At 71.0% G+C, this 17,613-nt stretch carries 16 protein-coding genes; 9 read left to right on the top strand and 7 right to left on the bottom strand.

Annotation, left to right across the window (positions count from 1 at the left end):
* Positions 1-12 precede the first annotated feature (12 nt).
* Positions 13-996, bottom strand: a complete 984-nt coding sequence (locus OG611_RS24065) for a GDP-L-fucose synthase (protein ID WP_266423693.1) — start codon at positions 994-996, stop codon at positions 13-15.
* A 128-nt stretch (positions 997-1,124) separates the two neighbouring features.
* Between OG611_RS24065 and gmd the strand changes: the two genes are divergently transcribed.
* The 4 genes from gmd to OG611_RS24045 all read left to right on the top strand — a co-directional run bounded on the left by gmd (position 1,125) and on the right by OG611_RS24045 (position 6,013).
* A complete protein-coding gene (gene gmd / locus OG611_RS24060) occupies positions 1,125-2,138 on the top strand; it encodes a GDP-mannose 4,6-dehydratase (RefSeq protein ID WP_266423691.1) in 1,014 nt (337 codons plus the stop codon).
* A gap of 100 nt (positions 2,139-2,238) precedes the next feature.
* Positions 2,239-4,497: a LamG domain-containing protein gene (locus OG611_RS24055; protein ID WP_266423688.1), complete on the top strand. Its 2,259-nt coding sequence runs from the start codon at positions 2,239-2,241 to the stop codon at positions 4,495-4,497.
* The gene (locus OG611_RS24050; protein ID WP_266423686.1) at positions 4,494-5,189 is read left to right on the top strand and encodes a hypothetical protein; all 696 of its coding nucleotides are present in this window, start codon (positions 4,494-4,496) and stop codon (positions 5,187-5,189) included. Before OG611_RS24055 ends, OG611_RS24050 begins: the two co-directional genes overlap by 4 nt.
* On the top strand, positions 5,186-6,013 hold the full coding sequence (locus OG611_RS24045) for a glycosyltransferase family 2 protein (protein ID WP_266423684.1): 828 nt from the start codon (positions 5,186-5,188) through the stop codon (positions 6,011-6,013). The genes OG611_RS24050 and OG611_RS24045 overlap by 4 nt, the downstream gene beginning before the upstream one ends.
* On the opposite strand, the gene OG611_RS24040 is transcribed toward OG611_RS24045, so the two are convergent.
* Positions 5,985-7,175 (bottom strand): glycosyltransferase, encoded by a 1,191-nt coding sequence (locus tag OG611_RS24040; RefSeq protein WP_266423681.1) that lies wholly within the window; start codon positions 7,173-7,175, stop codon positions 5,985-5,987. The genes OG611_RS24045 and OG611_RS24040 overlap by 29 nt on opposite strands.
* 104 nt (positions 7,176-7,279) lie before the next feature.
* Here OG611_RS24040 and OG611_RS24035 point away from each other — a divergent pair, with 104 nt between their 5' ends.
* A complete protein-coding gene (locus OG611_RS24035; RefSeq protein ID WP_266423679.1) occupies positions 7,280-8,794 on the top strand; it encodes a hypothetical protein in 1,515 nt (504 codons plus the stop codon).
* Here the strand turns inward: OG611_RS24035 and OG611_RS24030 are convergent.
* From OG611_RS24030 to OG611_RS24020, 3 genes are read right to left on the bottom strand one after another with little or no spacing between them, the layout of a single operon-like run.
* Positions 8,754-10,007: a hypothetical protein gene (locus OG611_RS24030; RefSeq protein WP_266423677.1), complete on the bottom strand. Its 1,254-nt coding sequence runs from the start codon at positions 10,005-10,007 to the stop codon at positions 8,754-8,756. The two genes, OG611_RS24035 and OG611_RS24030, sit on opposite strands and share 41 nt — an antisense overlap.
* Complete coding sequence (locus OG611_RS24025; protein WP_266423674.1) at positions 10,004-11,680, bottom strand: lipopolysaccharide biosynthesis protein; 1,677 nt, start codon at positions 11,678-11,680, stop codon at positions 10,004-10,006. Before OG611_RS24025 ends, OG611_RS24030 begins: the two co-directional genes overlap by 4 nt.
* On the bottom strand, positions 11,677-12,942 hold the full coding sequence (locus OG611_RS24020) for a glycosyltransferase (protein WP_266423672.1): 1,266 nt from the start codon (positions 12,940-12,942) through the stop codon (positions 11,677-11,679). The genes OG611_RS24025 and OG611_RS24020 overlap by 4 nt, the downstream gene beginning before the upstream one ends.
* A 211-nt stretch (positions 12,943-13,153) precedes the next feature.
* Here OG611_RS24020 and OG611_RS24015 point away from each other — a divergent pair, with 211 nt between their 5' ends.
* Positions 13,154-13,594: an adenylyltransferase/cytidyltransferase family protein gene (locus OG611_RS24015; RefSeq protein ID WP_266423670.1), complete on the top strand. Its 441-nt coding sequence runs from the start codon at positions 13,154-13,156 to the stop codon at positions 13,592-13,594.
* Here OG611_RS24015 and OG611_RS24010 read toward each other — a convergent pair.
* Entirely contained in the window at positions 13,569-14,303 is a 735-nt protein-coding gene (locus OG611_RS24010; RefSeq protein WP_266423668.1) for a CDP-alcohol phosphatidyltransferase family protein, read from the bottom strand. The genes OG611_RS24015 and OG611_RS24010 overlap by 26 nt on opposite strands.
* A 137-nt stretch (positions 14,304-14,440) precedes the next feature.
* Positions 14,441-15,136, bottom strand: coding sequence for a ribonuclease H (locus tag OG611_RS24005; protein ID WP_266423666.1), 696 nt, complete (start codon positions 15,134-15,136; stop codon positions 14,441-14,443).
* A gap of 131 nt (positions 15,137-15,267) precedes the next feature.
* Here OG611_RS24005 and OG611_RS24000 point away from each other — a divergent pair, with 131 nt between their 5' ends.
* The 3 genes from OG611_RS24000 (at position 15,268) to OG611_RS23990 (ending at position 17,602) form a co-directional block, all read left to right on the top strand.
* A complete protein-coding gene (locus tag OG611_RS24000) occupies positions 15,268-15,459 on the top strand; it encodes a DUF6381 family protein (RefSeq protein ID WP_266423664.1) in 192 nt (63 codons plus the stop codon).
* A 221-nt stretch (positions 15,460-15,680) separates the two neighbouring features.
* The gene (locus OG611_RS23995; protein WP_266423663.1) at positions 15,681-16,643 is read left to right on the top strand and encodes a PmoA family protein; all 963 of its coding nucleotides are present in this window, start codon (positions 15,681-15,683) and stop codon (positions 16,641-16,643) included.
* Positions 16,637-17,602 (top strand): D-2-hydroxyacid dehydrogenase, encoded by a 966-nt coding sequence (locus OG611_RS23990; RefSeq protein ID WP_266423661.1) that lies wholly within the window; start codon positions 16,637-16,639, stop codon positions 17,600-17,602. Before OG611_RS23995 ends, OG611_RS23990 begins: the two co-directional genes overlap by 7 nt.
* Positions 17,603-17,613 lie beyond the last annotated feature (11 nt).

Genomic DNA, 17,613 nt, shown 5'->3' with positions numbered 1-17,613 from the left:
CGCCGGGCCCGCTCAGACCTGCGCGGTCTGCCGCTCCAGCCACCATGCGTAGGTCCGGGCGATCCCGTCACGCAGCGCGATCCGCGGCACGAAGCCGAGAGCGGTGAGCCGGGAGACGTCGAGCAGCTTGCGCGGGGTGCCGTCGGGCTTCGTCGTGTCCCATTCGACGGTTCCCTGAAATCCCGTCACATTCTGGACCATGGATGCCAGTTCACGGATCGTCAGATCGCTCCCGCAACCGATGTTGACCGGCTCGTCGCCGTCGTAACGCTCCAGCAGCAGGAGGCACGCGGCGGCGAGATCGTCGACGTGCAGGAATTCCCGGCGGGGACTCCCGGAACCCCAGAGCGTGACCGCGGACGAGCAGTCCCGGCACGCCTCGTGGAAGCGGCGGATCAGCGCGGGCAGTACGTGCGAGGTCTCCGGGTCGAAGTTGTCCCCCGGGCCGTAGAGGTTGGTGGGCATGGCGCTGATGTACGAGGCGCCGTACTGCCGGCGGTAGGACCGGGTCTGCACGATTCCGGCGATCTTGGCCAGCGCGTACGCCTCGTTGGTCGGTTCCAACGGGCCGGTGAGCAGGGCGCTTTCGGGGATCGGCTGCGGGGCGAGCCTGGGGTAGATGCAGGACGAGCCGAGGAAGAGCAACCGCTCGACCCCGGCCGCGTGCGCCCCGGCGACGACGCTCAGCTGGATGCGCAGATTGTCTTCGAGGAACTGCACCGGATACGTGTGGTTGGCCATGATCCCGCCGACCTTGGCGGCGGCCAGCACCACGGCATCCGGACGGACCTCACGGAGAAACGCCTCGGTCCGCGCGGCGTCGCGCAGATCGAGATGGTCCCGATCACGGGTGATCACCTCGTGCCCCTCGGCGGCGAGGAGGCGCACCACCGCCGATCCGACCAGGCCACGGTGGCCCGCGACGAAGATGCGCGCACCGGATCGCAGGAGGGGGCGGACGGATTCCTGGGAAGGGCCGGGGAGATCAGTCGTCATGGGCCGGATTCTGCCAGCACCCGCAGCCCGCGGTGATGTCTTACCGCAGACAGCTCAATTCAGATATTTCGGCGGGAAGTATTCGGTGCGGAACAACAGCCACTCAGGTGACCAGAGAAGGGGGAGTCGTGGCGAAGACCGCGCTCATCACCGGCGTGACCGGACAGGACGGTTCGTACCTGTCCGAGCTGCTGCTCGACAAGGGGTACACGGTCCATGGACTGATACGCCGCTCGTCGAGCTTCAACACCGAGCGCATAGATCACATATACCAGGGGCCGGAGGAGGAGAACCGTTCGTTTCTGCTGCACCATGCCGACCTCGCCGACGGTGTCGCGCTGGTGAATCTGCTCCGCGACATCCGGCCGGACGAGGTCTACAACCTGGGCGCGCAGTCGCACGTCCGCGTCTCGTTCGACGCTCCGCTGTACACGGGTGACATCACCGGTCTCGGCACCATCCGGCTGCTGGAGGCGGTCCGCGCGAGCGGCATCGACACCCGTGTCTACCAGGCGTCGTCGTCCGAGATGTTCGGCGCCACCCCGCCGCCGCAGAACGAGCGGACCCCGTTCCATCCGCGGAGCCCGTACAGCGTCGCCAAGGTCTACTCGTACTGGTCCACCGTCAACTACCGCGAGGCCTACGGCATGTTCGCGGTCAACGGGATCCTCTTCAACCACGAGTCCCCGCGCCGCGGCGAGACCTTCGTGACCCGGAAGATCACTCGCGGGGTGGCCAGGATCAAGGCGGGCCTGCAGACCCATCTCCACCTGGGCAACCTCGATGCCGTACGCGACTGGGGGTACGCCCCCGAGTACGTCGACGCGATGTGGCGGATGCTCCAGTGCGATGACCCGGACGACTACGTGGTGGCCACCGGCGAGGGCGTCAGCGTCCGGCAGTTCCTGGAGTACGCCTTCGCCCACGCGGGCCTGGACTGGCGCGAACATGTCCGCCACGACGCCAAGTACGAACGCCCCAGCGAGGTCGACGCCTTGATCGGGGACGCCACCAAGGCCGAGGAACTGCTCGGCTGGAAACCGGTCGTGCGGTCGCGGGAGCTCGCCAGGATCATGGTCGAGGCGGACATCCGCCAGCTGTCCGACCAACTCGCCGGAGCGGCCGTGCGGGTGGACCGATGAGATCGCCCGGGACCGATACGACAACCGACTCCACCGCAACCCCGGTGGAGCCGGGCGCCGCGGCCTCCCGGCCGCAGCTCGTTCTCACCTTCGGAGCTGAATGATGAACGGAACCACGGGGCGCAGGCGCTCCGGCCGCGGCCGGCTACGTGCCGCTGCCGCCGCGCTCTGCCTGCTCGCCGGAGCGCTGACCGCCGCCGCGTCCGGGGGCTCCCCGGCCACGGCCCTCACCCCGCCGGTCTCCCTGACCGCGGACGACCTCACCACCTGGCAGACCAACGGCATCGTCTGGGCGATGGCCGGTTCGGACGCCGGCGTCGTCTACACCGGCGGCACCTTCTCCACCGTCCGGCCGCCGGACGCGGCAGCCGGCACCTCGGAACGGCCGGCGGTGAACTTCGCCGCCTTCGACGCCGCGACCGGTGCGCCGACCGGCTGCAGCCTGTCGTTCACACTCTCGTCCGGCACGGCGACCGTGCGGGCCCTGGCACTCTCTCCCGACCAGAAGACCCTGTACGTCGGAGGGAATTTCGGTTCGGTGAGCGGCGTCGGGGTGAGCAATTTCGCCGCGATCGACACCGCCACCTGCACCCCTCGCCAGAACTTCAAGGTCGCCGTCTCCGCGACGGTACGGGCGCTCGCCGTCACCGCCGACACCGTGTACCTGGGCGGTGACTTCAACTCGGTGGCCGGACAGACCAGGAACAAGTTCGCCGCCGTCACCACGGGCGCCGCGCTGAAGCCGTGGAAGGCCAACACGGACGAGGTGGGCCGGGCCGTCGAGCTCACGCCCGACCGCAAGCACGTACTGATCGGCGGTGACTTCTTCAAGGTCAACGGCACCACGTCGCACGCCCTGGCGGTCGTGGACGCCACCACGGGGGCCGTGGCCAAGAGCTATCCGGCCGGGTTCATTCCCAACACCTCCACGGTGAAGGACCTGACCACGGACGCCACCGGCTTCTACACCGCCAACGAGGGCACCGGAGGGGGTGTCTTCGACGGCCGGATCGCACTGAACCTGAGCAACTTCGAGCAGCGCTGGCGGGACACCTGCCTCGGCGCCACCCAGGCCGTGCTCGTGCACAACGGCGTGCTGTACAGCGGCAGTCACGCCCATGACTGCGCCACCATGGGCGAGTTCCCGAACCAGCCGCGCAAGCATCTGCTGGCCCAGTCCGTCGACGATCCGAAACTGCTTCCCTGGTTCCCGGACACCAACGACGGGATCGGGGAGCCGGTCGGGCCGCGGGTGATGGCCCAGGCCGACAAGGGCGGTCACCACTATCTGTGGGTCGGCGGCGAGTTCACCACCGTCAACGGCGCCGCCCAGCAGGGCCTGACCCGGTTCGCCGACGGTCCCGACACCGGGGCTCCGTGGGTGCCGAACGTCAGCCTGTCCACGGTCGCCCCGGGCAAGGTGGAGGTCAACTGGCAGGCGAGCTTCGACACCGACGACGGTGAACTCACCTACCGGATCTACCGGGACGGTGCGAGCACCCCGGTGCACACCACGACGGGTCGCTCCATGTTCTGGGACCGGCCGCAGCTGAGGTGGACGGACACGGACGTGGCCGCGGGCGAGACCCACTCGTACCGGATCAGTGCGAGCGACGGCACCAACACCAGCGCCAAGTCGACCGCCGTCTCCGCGACGGTGGCATCCGCGGCCGAGAAGTATCCCGCCAAGGTCCTCGCGGACGGTGCTTCGCTCTACTGGCGGTACGACGACGCCTCGACCTTCGCGGGAGACACCGGCGCCGGGCGGGACAGCGGCTTCGCGCGCAACTCGCCCGCCCGGCGGGTGACCCCGGCCGCGGTGACCGGAGCCTCGACCGCGGTCGGCCTGAACGGTTCGAACCAGTACGTCTACAGCAACAAGCGCCATCCGCAGCCGGCCAAATTCTCGGTGGAGACCTGGATCAGGACGACGACCGCCAAGGGAGGGAAGATCATCGGCTTCGGCAGTCTGACCATGCAGAACAGCACCCAGTACGACAAGCACGTCTACATGCGCGACGACGGCCGGCTGGTCTTCGGCGTGAAGAGCGGCAGCGCCCGGACCATCACCACACCCGCCGCCTACAACAACGGCGCCTGGCACCACGTCGTCGCCACGCAGGGCTCCGGCGGCATGGCGCTGTACGTCGACGGGAAGCTCCGCGCCTCGACCGCCCTGTACACCGGCAACGAGAAGTACGACGGCTACTGGCGAGTGGGCGGGGACAACCTGAACGGCTGGCCCAGCAGGCCGACGAGCGACTTCTTCGCCGGGCAGATCGACGAGACCGCCGTCTACCCGACCGCGCTGAGCAGCTCGCAGGTCAGTGCCCACTACGCGCTGAGGACAACTGGATGAGGTATCCGTTCCGGGCCGGCGCCGCCGTCGTCGCACTGACGGCGGCGCTGGCCGCCTGCGGCTCGTCCTCCGAAGGGGACAAGGGGGCGAGCGGCGCCGGGCCGTCGGCGGTACGGGCCCCGCTCACCGCCCCGTCGGCCGGGCCCGGCACCACCGCGTCCAGTGGCCCCTCGGCTCCGCGCACGAGCGATCCGCCGAAGCTTCCCTCCGATGAACTCACCCCGGCCACCGGCTCGTTCACCAAGAAGCAGAGGGACTATCTGGTCGACCGGGTGCCCAGGGGCATGGACCCGGCGGCCGTGCTCCAGACCGGCCAGGAGACCTGCGACAGGCTGGGTTTCCTGGTGAAGGCCGACCGGGACGTGGCGGTCGGCGCGATCGTGACCGGCGAGATCGCCGATGCGGAGCCCGCCGTCGAGCACCTGTGCACCCAGCACAGGGACCTGCTGCGGGAGGCCGCCCGGGGCTACGCGGACGGCACGCACACGGACGGACGGCTCCGGCCGGGCCGCTACCACGACGTCTCCCCCACCGGGAGCTGCACCTGGCAGATCACCGGGGCGGACGGCAGGGCCCTGGTCTCCGGCTCCGCCCCCGCCGGGAAACGGGCCGCGATCACCGTCCCCCGGGAGGCCCGCGCCTTCACCTCCACAGGCTGCTACGCCTGGCTGCCCGAAGGAGACCTCGGATGAGCAAGCTGCCGATAGCCGTGGTGATCCCCACGAAGAACGAGGGGCTCAACATCGCCGAGGCGGTGAAGTCGGTGCTCGGCCATTTCGAGGCGGTGGTCGTCGTCGACTCGCACAGCACCGACGACACGGCGAAGATCGCCGAGGACTGCGGGGCCGAGGTGATCACGTATACCTGGGACGGCGGTCACCCGCGCAAGAAGCAGTGGTGTCTGGACCATGTCCGCACGGACCTGGACTGGATTCTGCTGCTCGACGGGGACGAGCGGATCAGTCCCGGTCTGCTGGCCGAACTGCGCCGGATCTTCGCCGACCCCGGTGCGCCCAAGCCCGCCGCGTACGACATTCCGCTCGGCTACTGGTTCTCCGGGAAGCGGCTGCGGCACGGCTACACCATCCGCAAGCGGTCGCTGACCGACCGCACCCGCTGCCGGTACCCGGAGGTGGGGGATCTCGACGCGCCGGGAATCGGCGAGGTCGAGGGCCACTACCAGCCGGTCGCCGCATCGGCCGGATCGCTCCGCAATCCGATCGAGCACCAGGATCTCGACCCGGTCACCGCCTGGTTCGAGCGGCACAACCGCTACTCGGACTGGGAGGCGTGGCTGGAGCACCACCCCGAGGTCAAGGAGCAGGTGCGCAGGGTGAAATCGCGCCAGGGGCAGCTGTTCCACAAGGCACCGTTCAAGCCCCTGGTGTCGTTCGCCTACATGTATGTGTACCGACGGGGTTTCCTCGACGGGCGGGCGGGGTTCGACTTCGCGCTGGCGATGAGCTTCTACCGCTGGCAGATCGCGCTCAAGTCCCGTGAGGGAAGGACCGTTTGACCTGTCGGCCGCTCCGGCGGACCACGTCCTCGTAGGTCCGCCGGAGGGTCGCGGTCACGGCCCCGATGGTGAAGTCCTCATTGACCAGGCGCCAAGCCGCCCTGCCCGCCCGGGTGTTGGCCTCCGGTTCGAGGAGTTCCAGGACGGCGGCGGCGACCTTGAGGGCGTTCTTCCCGTCCTCGCCGACCCGGCTGTCGATCACCCGGCCCGCGCCCGCGCGCGCCACATCGGGGCCGAGTCCGCAGGTGCGGGTGATGACCACGGGGGTGCCGACCGACATCGCTTCGAGGACGGACACGCCCAGGGGCTCCTCGATCGACGGCAGTACGTACACGTCGGCGCGCCGTCCCGCCGCCAGGACCTCTTCGTGCCCGAGCGGCCCCACGTGGTCGAGCGATCCCATCACCCCCAGCCTGCGGGCGAGTTCGAGGGTCGCGGGCAACGCGCCGGTGTCGGGACCGGCCAGCACGAAGCGGGCGTCCGGATGCTCGGCCAGGACCGCCGGCATCGCGGCGACGAAGTCCTCCGGGCGCTTGCGCTCCTGGATCCGGGCGAGGAAGAGGACCGTCGGCGGCCGCCCCGGCTCCCGGGTGGGCTTGATCTCCTGCGGACGTACGCCGTTGACCAGCCGAACCGTGCGGGTCAATGGGACCGGCGCGGCGACGGCGTTCACATCGAGGCGTTCCGTCTCGGTGAGGTGCAGTACGGCGTCGGCCCCGCGCAGCACCTTGCGCACCCCCAGCAGATCGGTCAGCCGGGCGACCCGGTTCTCGGTGGGGTCCACCATGCCGTGCGTCTGGACGACCAGGGGTGTGCCGGAGGCCAGTGCGAGCAGCGCGGCAGGCAGTGTCACCAGGTCGCGCATCAGATGGACGTGGACGAGGTCGGCGCCGCGCATCATGCGGCGCGCGGTGTGCAGGAGCGCACCGGAGGTGATTCCGCTGACCTCGAACGCGGGGAGCAGATGGCGGGCCCGGAAGAGATGGGCCGGCACTCCCTCGACCTCGCGCGGGAGGGGCCCCTCGAAGCCGTCGCCCAGCGCCATGATCCTGGCGTCGTCACCGGCGGCCCGCTGGACCTTCGACAGGTTGAGCGCCACCCTTGTCGGGCCACCGAACGCATGGTCCGGGGTGTGCAGCGTGACCACGTGCAGGATCTTCACCAGGTTCCCCTCGACCTCGGCCGACCCTCACAGACTAGTCATCCAAACACCCCAAGTGGGTTGATTCGTTAGAGTGTTCACAGGTCCACGGAAACGGGGAGCACATGACGTCCGTGCACGAGGCGGTGCCGTCCGCGCCCGTACCGGAGCACGGCCCGCGAGAGCCGGTCCATTCGCCGGCGAAGCCCATGTCGTGGGCGATGCTCTCGCGCGCTCTGGCCGTACCTCTCATCCTCGCCCTGGTCTGCTTCCTGCCCGCGGTGATCGCCGCGCAGCCGGGCACGGGCGTCCGGGACACCGCGTACTGGCTCCAGCTCGTGCTGACCTGTTATGCGGGGGCCCGGCTCGCGACCATGATCCTCTCCACTCGGCGGCGGCTGCTCCAGGGCATCTTCTGGATGTTCGTCTACATCGCGATGGGGGTGGCGCCGTTCGCCCAGGCCGTCATCGGGCAGACACCGACGCCGATGGTCGGGCCGCGGTCGGATCTGGTGACGGCCGTCGCGCTGATCCTGGTGGGCTGTGCCGCGTTCGACCTGGGGGCTCTGCTGGCTTCCCGGCGACCGCTGCGCCGACGGGTCGCCGCGCGCTCCGGGAGCGGTCCGGCCGTCGCCCACCGGGGGCGGCTCGGGCTGCTGGTGCTGCTGGCGTTCGCGGCGAGCGGCTACTACGTCCTGAAGCTCGGCGGGCCCGCCGTCTTCTTCACCAGCCGCCAGGAGATCAGTGCGTCGGTCGCGGCGAGCGGGGTGGTGTCGGGTCAGTCCAATGTGGGATCGGCCTTCCTCAAGGGCTTCGGTACGGTGCCCGCGCTGCTCGCGCTGCTCTTCTTCACCCGTCGCCTCGTGACCTCGCGCAGGGCCCGGCGCGCCCCGTCGACGGTGCTGGTCTGGGCCGGGCTGATCGGGCTCAACGCGATCGTCAACAACCCGGTCTCCAACGCCCGTTACTGGTTCCTGACGGTACTGGTCTCACTGCTGTTCACCGCGTTCCCGAGCAGCGCGGCGATGTACCGCTCGGTACTGGCCATGGGGGTGGTCGGGGCCCTGGTGCTGTTCCCGTACGCGGACCGCTTCCGCTACGACGGCGCTGGGTACCGGCCGGTGGATTCTTCGTCGGTGTTCGAGCCGCTGGCCACCAAGGACTACGACCAGACGGTGATGTTCGCCAACACCATCACCTGGGTCGACACCCACGGCCACACCTACGGGCGTCAACTGGCGGGCTCCGCCCTCTTCTTCGTGCCTCGTTCGGTGTGGAACGGCAAGCCGGAGGACACGGGGGTGCGCGTCGGTCAGTGGATGGGGATGAGCATGACCAACCTGTCGGCACCGCTGTGGACCGAACTCTGGGTCGACTTCGGTGCGCCGGGCATGGCCGGTGCCTTCGCGCTGATCGGGTACGTCGCCGCCCGTACCGACCGGCGGTACGCGCGGGCCGTCTCCCGCGACGGTCCGGGACCCGGCAGTGTGCTGGCCGTCACCGCGCCGCTGATCGCCGGGTACACCTTCATTCTGTTGCGCGGGCCGCTGTTGCAGGCGGCAGGAAAGCCGGCCGTCGCGGCGCTCTGTCTGCTGCTGGTCACAAGCTTCCGGAGCCGGGCCGGGCGGCGTCCGCGCTGAGCGGTGCCCGTTCGACGGCGGTGCGGCGCGTCAGCCCGGCCACCCTGGTCCAGGTGGCCACCGCCTTGCACACGGAGCCCAGGCACAGGCCCCAGGCAGCACCCGACACCCCGCCGAGCAGATAGCCGCCGGTGAGGAAGGCGACGGCGGCGAGCGAGAAGACCACCTGGATGGAGAGGGTGGTGCGCGGGTCGAGCATGCGCAGGGCCAGCAGGCCGCAGGTGCCGACGGCCATCGCCGCGTACTGGCTGCCGGTCGCCGGGAGGAGGGCGGCCGCCGTGGGCCAGGTGTCGCCGAGCAGGTGGCGGCCGACTCCGCCGGGCAGCAGGGCCAGTGCGGTGGCCCAGACGGCGGCGGTGGCCGCCAGGACGCCCGCGAGCGTCGCCGCGGCCCGTACCCTGCGCCGTTCGTCGGCGAGCCTTCCCAGCAGGGGCGGTCCGAAGCCGGTGGCCGAGGTGAACAGCACGTTCAGCGGTCCGAAGAGGGTGGTCGCGCCGCGCAGGGCACCGACCACCAGGGGGTTGCCGACCGCGCCGAGACCGAGCACGGAGAGCTGTCCGGTGGCGTTGCCCACCGCGAACTCCACCACGAAGCGTCGCCCCAGATGGCCTCGCTGCAACAGGACCCTCAGCCGCAAGGGCGATCCGGCCACCCTGCGGTGCAGCAGGGCGGTCGACAGCAGCAGGGCCGGCAGTGTGGAAAGACCCCAGACGATGACGAGCCGGGCGGCCGGGGTTCCGTGCGGCTGGACGGCCAGCGCGCCCAGCACACAGACCAGTCTGAGCACGTCGGCCGCCAGCGCCAGGTGCGGCAGGTGCAGGGTGGAGAAGACGTACCGCATGGTGTCCTGGCCCAGGACGACGGGCAGGACGAGTCCCAGAGCCATCAGGGCATGCGCGGTGGCTCCCGGCAGCGGCAGACAGACTCCGGCCAGCACGGTGCCGAGCACTGCCGTCGCGAGCAGGGTGAAGACGACCGCTGACCGGCAGGCGCCGCGCACCTCGTCGCTCCCGCCGCGCCGCAGCACGAGCGGCTGCCCGGTGTAGGCGCCGGACACGCCCAGAAGCACCGTGAAGACGAGGTAGACCGCCGAGAAGCGGGCGAAGTCGGCGACGGTGGAGAGCCGGGCGGCCGTCACCAGAACCAGGATGTTGGTGAGCGCGGCCACCCCCTGGTCCGCGACCGAGCAGCCGATCGCGGTCCGTGCCCTCATCTGTGTCCGGCGGTGGAGTCGTAGGGGCGCAGTCCCAGCGTCTCGGCGGGGTCACCGGTGTGCTCCGGCCCGCTGACCGCTCCGCTCCCCCGGCCCGGACGTCCGCCGCCCGTGTGGCGCTTGGCAGCCTTCCTGAGGGCCCGGCGCTCGTGGCGGCTCCGGCCGGGGTGCAGCAGGGCGCCGAGTACGGTGCCGCCCGCCGCCCCGATGATCTCCCGGATCCGCTCCAGGTCGCTGCGGTGCACCTCGCGCGGGTCGCAGACCACCACGACGCCCTCCACCCGGTCGATCAGTGCGACGGCGTCGGCGTACGACAGCACGGGCGGGGCCAGCACGATGACGACGGCGCCGGGCCGGTCGCCCTCGGCGACGATCACGCCGACGGGCGCCGACGTCAGGGCACGCGGCACATTGTCCGTGCGCCGGCCCGCTATCAGGGTGAAGGCACCCGACCCGGGTACATCCACGTTCATCCGGCTCTCGGACGGCCAGGCGCGTTCGCCACGGGTCGCCCAGCGGGGCCGGTAACCCTGCACCGCCGGGCCCAGGTCCCTGGCCAGTGCGGGAGTACGCAGATCGGCCTCGACCAGGATGACGTCACGTCCCATCTCGGCGAAGGCCGCGGCCAGGTTGGCCGCGGCGGCGGCCGCCCCGGCGCCGTCCCCGCGCGGGGCCGTGACCAGGAGTCTGCGGCGCTGGGCGAACGACGGATCGTAAGCGAGCCGGAAGGCCACCGCGCGGTACTCCTCCGCGAGCCGGCTGCCGCTCCGCCCGATGGCCAGCAGCGTCCCGGCGGACGCGCGTTCCCTGGGCAGGCTGCCGAGCAGGGGCGCGCCGAGTGAACGGACCAGCTCCCGGGTCGAGCGCACGGCCGGGTCGAAGACCAGGCGCACCCAGGACAGAAGCAGTCCCAGTGCGAGGCCGACGACACCGCCGAGCCCCAGCAGCAGGGGCAGTCCGGCGCCGGTGGGCCCGCCGGGGGCGACGGGTTTCTTCGTCAGGTATCCGGGCGTGGTGTCCAGAGCGTGCAACTCGGAGATCTTCCGGCTGAGTTCGGAGATCGCGACCACGAGGTTGGCCCGTGCGCTGGTCACGTCGTCGCTCCCGGTGGCCTGCTGCGCCAGCTGGTCGCGCTGCGTGGTGAGCGGATTCAGCTGGGCGCGGTAGCCCTCGACCATGTTGGCGATGCTGTCCTCGGTGCGCTGTCTGCGGATCTCCAGATAGGCGTCGGCGAGTGCCTGGGCCCGGTCCTTCGCCAGCGCGGGGGTGCGGCCGGTGTAGGAGAAGCGGAGTACGAGGGTGTTCGGCGGGTTGGTGACCTGGAGGCCGGACAACAGCGGCCGGAGCTCCACCCGGTCCCCCTGTCTGGCCAGGGTGGCGACGGCCAGGGTGCCCACGGTGTCGCTGACGGCGGTCTGCCTCTCCGAGCCGATGTTGATGCCCTTGTCGGCGGAGGCACCGGCGGCGAAGGGGTCCGAGGTGGCGGAGCGCACGACGACCTCGCCCGTCGACGTGTAGCTCTCCTCGCCGCTCAGGGCGAGCCAGCCGCCGCCGAGGAGCCCGACGACCACGCCGGAGGCGAGCAGGGCCCGGTAGCGCAGAAGCTGGCGGAACTGGTCCCTCAGCAGCGCGGGTTCGTCCTGGTCCTCCAGGGCGCGGATCGGCTGGTTCATCGGCGTGGTCTCCCTTGTGCGTCCGCGAGGACCTCGGTGAGCAGGGCGTCGAAGCGGGCCAGGCCCGCCTCGCGGCTCAGGTGACGTGCGACGTACTGCGGTCCGTTGGCCCCGAGCGCGTCCGCCCCGGCCGGCGCCTCGACGAGCTTCCGCACGGCCGACAGCAGGGCCGCGGGGTCCTCCGGGGCGACGAGGAGCCCGGCGCCGGACCGTTGGACCTCCTGTGCGGTGCCTCCCCCGTCGGCGACCGAGGCCACGACGGGCCGGCCCGAGACGAAGTAGGAGGTGAGTTTGGACGGGACGCTCATGTCGAGGACGGATGCCCGCTGCGTCACCGCCAGCACGTCGGCGGCGGCGAGGATGTCCGTGAACTCGGCCGCGTCGGCCGGGGGCAGGATGTCGAGGTTGCGCAGGCCCGCGGCGCGCCCCAGCAGCGCCTGGCGCTGATTCCCGTCCCCCATGAGCACCACGCGTATCTCCGGGGCGAGCCGGGCCGCGTCGACGAGGACCTCCAGGCCCTGCTTGAGCCCCATGTTCCCGGAGTGCAGGACCACCGGGGTGCCCTCGCTCCAGCCCAGTCGCGCCCGGGTGTCGGCCCGGTCGGCGGAGGGCGCCCGCACATGCGACCAGTTGGGCACGGTACGGATGCGCCCAGGGTCCACTCCGTACGCCGTGACGCGGGGCACGAAGCTCTCGTGGATCACGCCGACGAGGGCCGCGGAGCGCAGCGCGTACCGTTCGGCGGCCGAGGCGACGGCTGCCGCCCTGCCCCCGCCCCGGATGCCGCTCTGCGCGGCGGCGGCACCCATCAGGTCCTGCACGACCGGTATGTACGGGACGCGGTGGCGGGCGGCCAGCCGGGCACCGATGACACCGCCGGCGAGACTGGGCATCTGGGACACCACCGCGTCCGGCGGGCGCGAGGCGGGCGGCGAAAGCAGCCCGTGACCGAGCACCGTCGCCTCGAACGCGGCTCTGCGCAGGGCAGTCTGACGGGTCGGCACATAGTGTCTTCGCCGGTGCACGGCGACCCCGGCCCGCTTCTCGGCGACCCGCCACACACCCCGGTACGCCGGGTCGGTCCGCCAGGACGGGTAGTGCGGCATCCCGGTCAGTACGTGCGTGTCGGCCCCGGCCGCGGCCCAGTGCTCGGCGAGCTGTGCGGCGTACGGGCCGATGCCCGTCAGCTCCGGTGCATAGTTCGTCGAGACGACCAGCAGGGTGCGGCCCTCGAACGGCTTGTGCTGCTCGGCATCGGACATGGACGCTCGCCTTCCCCCCGGAACAATCCGTGTTCCCCCCAAGGAACAGCCCCAAAAGCGAGCTTATCCGTTCACGTGATGCGCAAGTGGCCTTCACAGTAAGGTCGTTGCACCATCAACACCGATACCGATATCCCACCGCACCGGATGCCATGTCCGGACAACTGCCGCGGGACACGGACATCGCGTTCACCGTGGGGGGAGAGAGCGGATGGCGCACAGGGTCGGCTACGCGCCGGGGGTCTACGACCTGTTCCATGTGGGGCACCTCAACATCCTGCGGCATGCCCGCAGTCAATGCGACTACCTCGTCGCCGGGGTTGTCTCGGACGAGATGGCCGCGCTCGCCAAGGGCCACCGGCCGGTGATTCCGCTGCCGGAGCGCCTGGAGATCGTGCGCAGCGTGCGCCACGTGGACGCGGCGTTCGTCGAGACGGTGCCCGACAAGGTCGAGACCTGGCAGCAGGTGAGGTTCGACGTGATCTTCAAGGGGGACGACTGGCGGGACACGGAGAGGGGAAAACGGCTGGAACGCGACTTCGCCGAGGTCGGTGTGGAGGTCGTCTACTTCCCGTACACCGTGCACACGTCCAGCACCCAGCTGCGCCGGGCGCTGGACATGCTCGTCAGTCCGCGGTCCGGAGCGCTCTGAGCTCCTTGAACCACTTGGTGAGGAACGCCACCAGGAACAGCGCGTGCACGACGGCGAGCACCGCATAGCCGATGCGGAACGCGGTGCGGTCGCCGAGGAGCAGGAACACCAGGCAGAACACTCCGTAGTCGGCGGGCAGCAGTGCGACGGCCCGCAGCCGTGAGACCGGGGCGGCGGCGCCGGGTCCCGCACCGGACCGGGCGGTCGCCGCCTTTCCCAGCTGTTCGCGCAGCAGCCCCGCACAGAAGGTCAGCACGGCCGTGAACAGGAAGCCGAGCGGCAGGAGCAGCCAGCCCTCGCCGGGCACTCCGGAGAACCGCTGGAACGAGATCAGCACGGCGGTGTGGACGAGGATCATCTTGGCGCAGTCCACGACATGGTCCAGCCATTCGCCGTCCGGGCCGCCCCGGCCGGTGAGTCTGGCCAGTTGCCCGTCGGCCGAGTCGAGGGCGAAGCCGATGGCGAGACCGGCGTACACCGCGACCGCGAGCCCGACGGACGGCGGGACGAGCGCCACCGAGGCGATGGCGGCGAAGGTGAAGGCCGCGCTGGTCAGCGTGACCTGGTTGGGCGTCAGTCCGATCCGGTACGCACCGGCCGCGAACACCCGGCCGGCCGGCCGGTTCACGTACCGCGAGTACAGCGACACCCCCTTGGCCGTCTTCTGCGCACCGCGCAGTTCGCGCAGAACCGTGCCCGTGTTTCCCATCCGCCCCCCAGCGTGCCGCCGTCGTGAGCGGCGTCGGCATCGGCACAGCGATGCGAGGACGCCGCCGCCGGAGCCGCATCATGGCACGCGGACCCGGTCCCGCGCGGCCCATCGCCCGCTCCGGCCGGCGGCGCGTCTCAGGCGGGTGCGGTGCGGCACTCCGGGTGGCCCCAGCCGTTGGGGTTCTTGGCGATCATGTCCTGTGCCGCGTAGGGCTTTCCGCAGTGGCAGCGGCCGGCGAACTTGGCCCGGATGGTTCCGCCGGAACGGGCGGGGCGTGACGCGCTCCCCGCCTTCTTCGTCGCCGTGCCGCCGCGCCGGCCCTCGGTCGCGCGGGCGGGAGCGGGTGTCGGCAACTGCGTGGCGCCGTGCGCGGTTCCGGCCGGACGCTGCGCCACAGCGGCCTCGCTGGCCGCCTGGTCGGCGAGTGCGTTGAGCGGGTCGCCGTCCACCTGGTGGGCGGGAACATAGGTGAAGCGCACGGTCCGGCCGGTCAGCTGGGCGTCGATCCCGGCCACGAGGTCACGGTTGGCCACCGGCTTGCCGGCCGAAGTCTTCCAGCCGTTGCGCTTCCATCCCGGCAGCCACTTCGTCACGGCGTTCATCGCGTACTGCGAGTCCATCCGCACCTCGATCGCCACGGCGGGATCCGTCGACTCCAACAGCTCCCGCAGCGCGGTGAGTTCGGCGACATTGTTGGTGGCGGTCCCCAGCGGACCCGCTTCCCAGCGCTCGGGCCGCCCCTGCGCGTCGGCCACGACCCATGCCCAGGCCGCAGGTCCCGGATTGCCCTTGGATGCCCCGTCACACGCGGCGATGATGCTTTCGTTCATGCCCTTGATCATGCCAGCGTCGCGGCACCCCCCTGCAGGCGATGACTCTGCGTGACGATTCGAGGTGCGGTGGCCCGACGGCGCTGGTTCTCTGATGGAGCCCGCTCTTCCCAACCGCACAAGGAGCGATGATGAGCGTTGCACGTGAATCCGGTGACCGTGCGCAGCAGCTGCGCGAGAAGGCCCGGCACATGACCGAGGCCGCCGAGCGCACCACCGACCCTGAGCAGCGCCAACGGCTCCAGGAGAAGGCCCGGAAGCTCCAGGAGCAGTGCGACCAGCAGGGCAACATGGGCGGCGGAAGCGTCCGTCCGCCCAAGTAGCACCCGCCGCACGCCAACGGCCGACGTCTTGCCGCTCTTCCATGAGTGTGCGGCAAGCCGTCGGCCGCTGTGCCGGGGGCGGCTCAGCGACCCGCCCCCGGTCCCGGCCATCCCCCGGCCGGGCCCTCCCCCTGACGCCCGGTGGTTGTTGTTGACGTGCCTCAGGCGAAGGCCCTAGGTTGCGGTAAGCGCTTTCCAGCCGCACCCAGGAGACTCGGGACATGAGCAGTCCACTGCGCATCACGCACGCCCACGGGGACCGGATCACGGTCACGGAGGAGCGCGGCGGCATCGACCTGATCAGCTACGTCTACCGTCCGGAAGCGGCGTGGGAGGCCCCCAAGCCGTACATCCACCCCATGCGCACACTGGCCGATAACGTTGTCACCGACTATCGGCCCAACGATCACCGCTGGCACAAGGGCCTCCAGATGACGGCCTCCCACCTCTCCGGGCAGAACCTCTGGGGAGGCAACACCTATGTGCACGGCCAGGACTACCAGCCGCTGCCCGAACGGGTCGGGTCGATGGCGCACATCGGATTCGACGAGATCACGGCGGACGCCGGACGCGCGGTCATCGCGGAGCGGCTGAGCTGGCGCCACAACGACGGCACGCGCTGGGCGGACGAGCTACGCCGCGTCGAACTGCACGACGTCGAGCACGCCGGAGCCGACTCCGGCGCCACGGGCGCGGACACCGGCGGCAGTTGGACGCTGACCTGGTCCAGCGCGATCACCAACCGACGTACCGAGCCACTGCGGTTCGGCAGCCCGACGACCCACGGCCGACAGGCGGCCGGCTACACCGGCCTCTTCTGGCGCGGGCCGCGCGCCTTCCGGGGCGGCCGGATCCTCGGCCCGGACGGAGAAGGTCCGGAGCTGATGGGGACGCAGGCACCCTGGCTGGCCTACAGCGGCGAACACGACAGCACCGACGGTCACGCCACACTGATCTTCCAGCACGCCCCGGAGAACGATCACACGGGAGCGGGCGGCACCCACCCGGCCCACTGGTTCGTCCGCGACGAGCCCTTCGCCGCGGTCGCCCCCTCCTTCGCGTTCCACGAGGAACTGGAGCTCGCCCCGGGCGACACCCTGGCCCGCCGCTACCGGGTCACCGTGGCGGACGGGGAGTGGGACCGGGAGCGGATCACCGAGTACCTCGCGGATCACCCGTGGTGAACCCGGACACGGACGGCACCGGCCTGTACGTGGAACTGTCACTCACCGAGGCCGATCGCGTCGGCCTGCGTGAACTCGGCCCCGGGCCCGTGTGGTTCGCCGAGCCGGGGACCGCGTCGGAGGCGGACGCGCGCGCCCTCGCCGATGCCGGCACAGCGCTCGGCAACCCCAGGGCGGCCTGGGTGGCGAACGCGCCCCGGCTGAGGTGGCTGCAGCTCGCCTCGGTCGGGATCGACGACTATCTCGGTCTCGACTGGCCCGCCCTCGGCCGCCGGCTGACCGTCACCAACCTGGGTGATGTCTTCGCCGATCCGGTCGCGCAGTCGTGCCTGGCGGGCATCCTCGCGCTCCATCGCGGCATCGACCGACTCTCCGGGCTGCGCGCCGAGGCCAGCTGGGCGAAGTCCGCCGTGCGGTCCCGGCTGCGTCTGCTGACCGGGGCCCGGGTCCTCGTGCTGGGCCGGGGGTCCATCGCCCGGCGGTTCGCCGAGCTGCTGGGCCCGTTCGGCTGCCCCGTTTCGCACTTCGCACGCGGAACCGGCGACATCCGCACCCTGGCCGAGCTCGATGAGCAACTGCCGGGCTTCGACGTGGTGGTGGGGCTGCTGCCCGGGACGCCCGAAACGAGTGGACTGCTCGATGCGCGGCGGCTGGCCCTGCTGCGGCCGGGGGCCGTTCTGGTGAACGCCGGCCGCGGATCACTGGTGGACGAGGAGGCCCTGGTGTCCGAGCTGACCTCCGGGCGACTCGGCGGAGCGGTGCTGGATGTCACCGCTGAGGAGCCGCTGCCCGCCGGTCACCCCCTGTGGAGCTGCCCCGGGGTCGTCCTCACCCAGCACACCGCGGGTGGTTCGACGCACGAGAGCACCCGGGTCGTCGACCTGTTCACCGACAACTGGCGCCGTTTCCATACCGGTTCACCGCTGCGCAACCCCGTGCAGTGGTCCAGAGGATTCTGAGGACGCGACAT

The sequence above is a fragment of the Streptomyces sp. NBC_01363 genome, from assembly GCF_026340595.1.
GTDB lineage: Bacteria > Actinomycetota > Actinomycetes > Streptomycetales > Streptomycetaceae > Streptomyces.
This window is presented reverse-complemented; position numbering and strand designations above follow the sequence as displayed.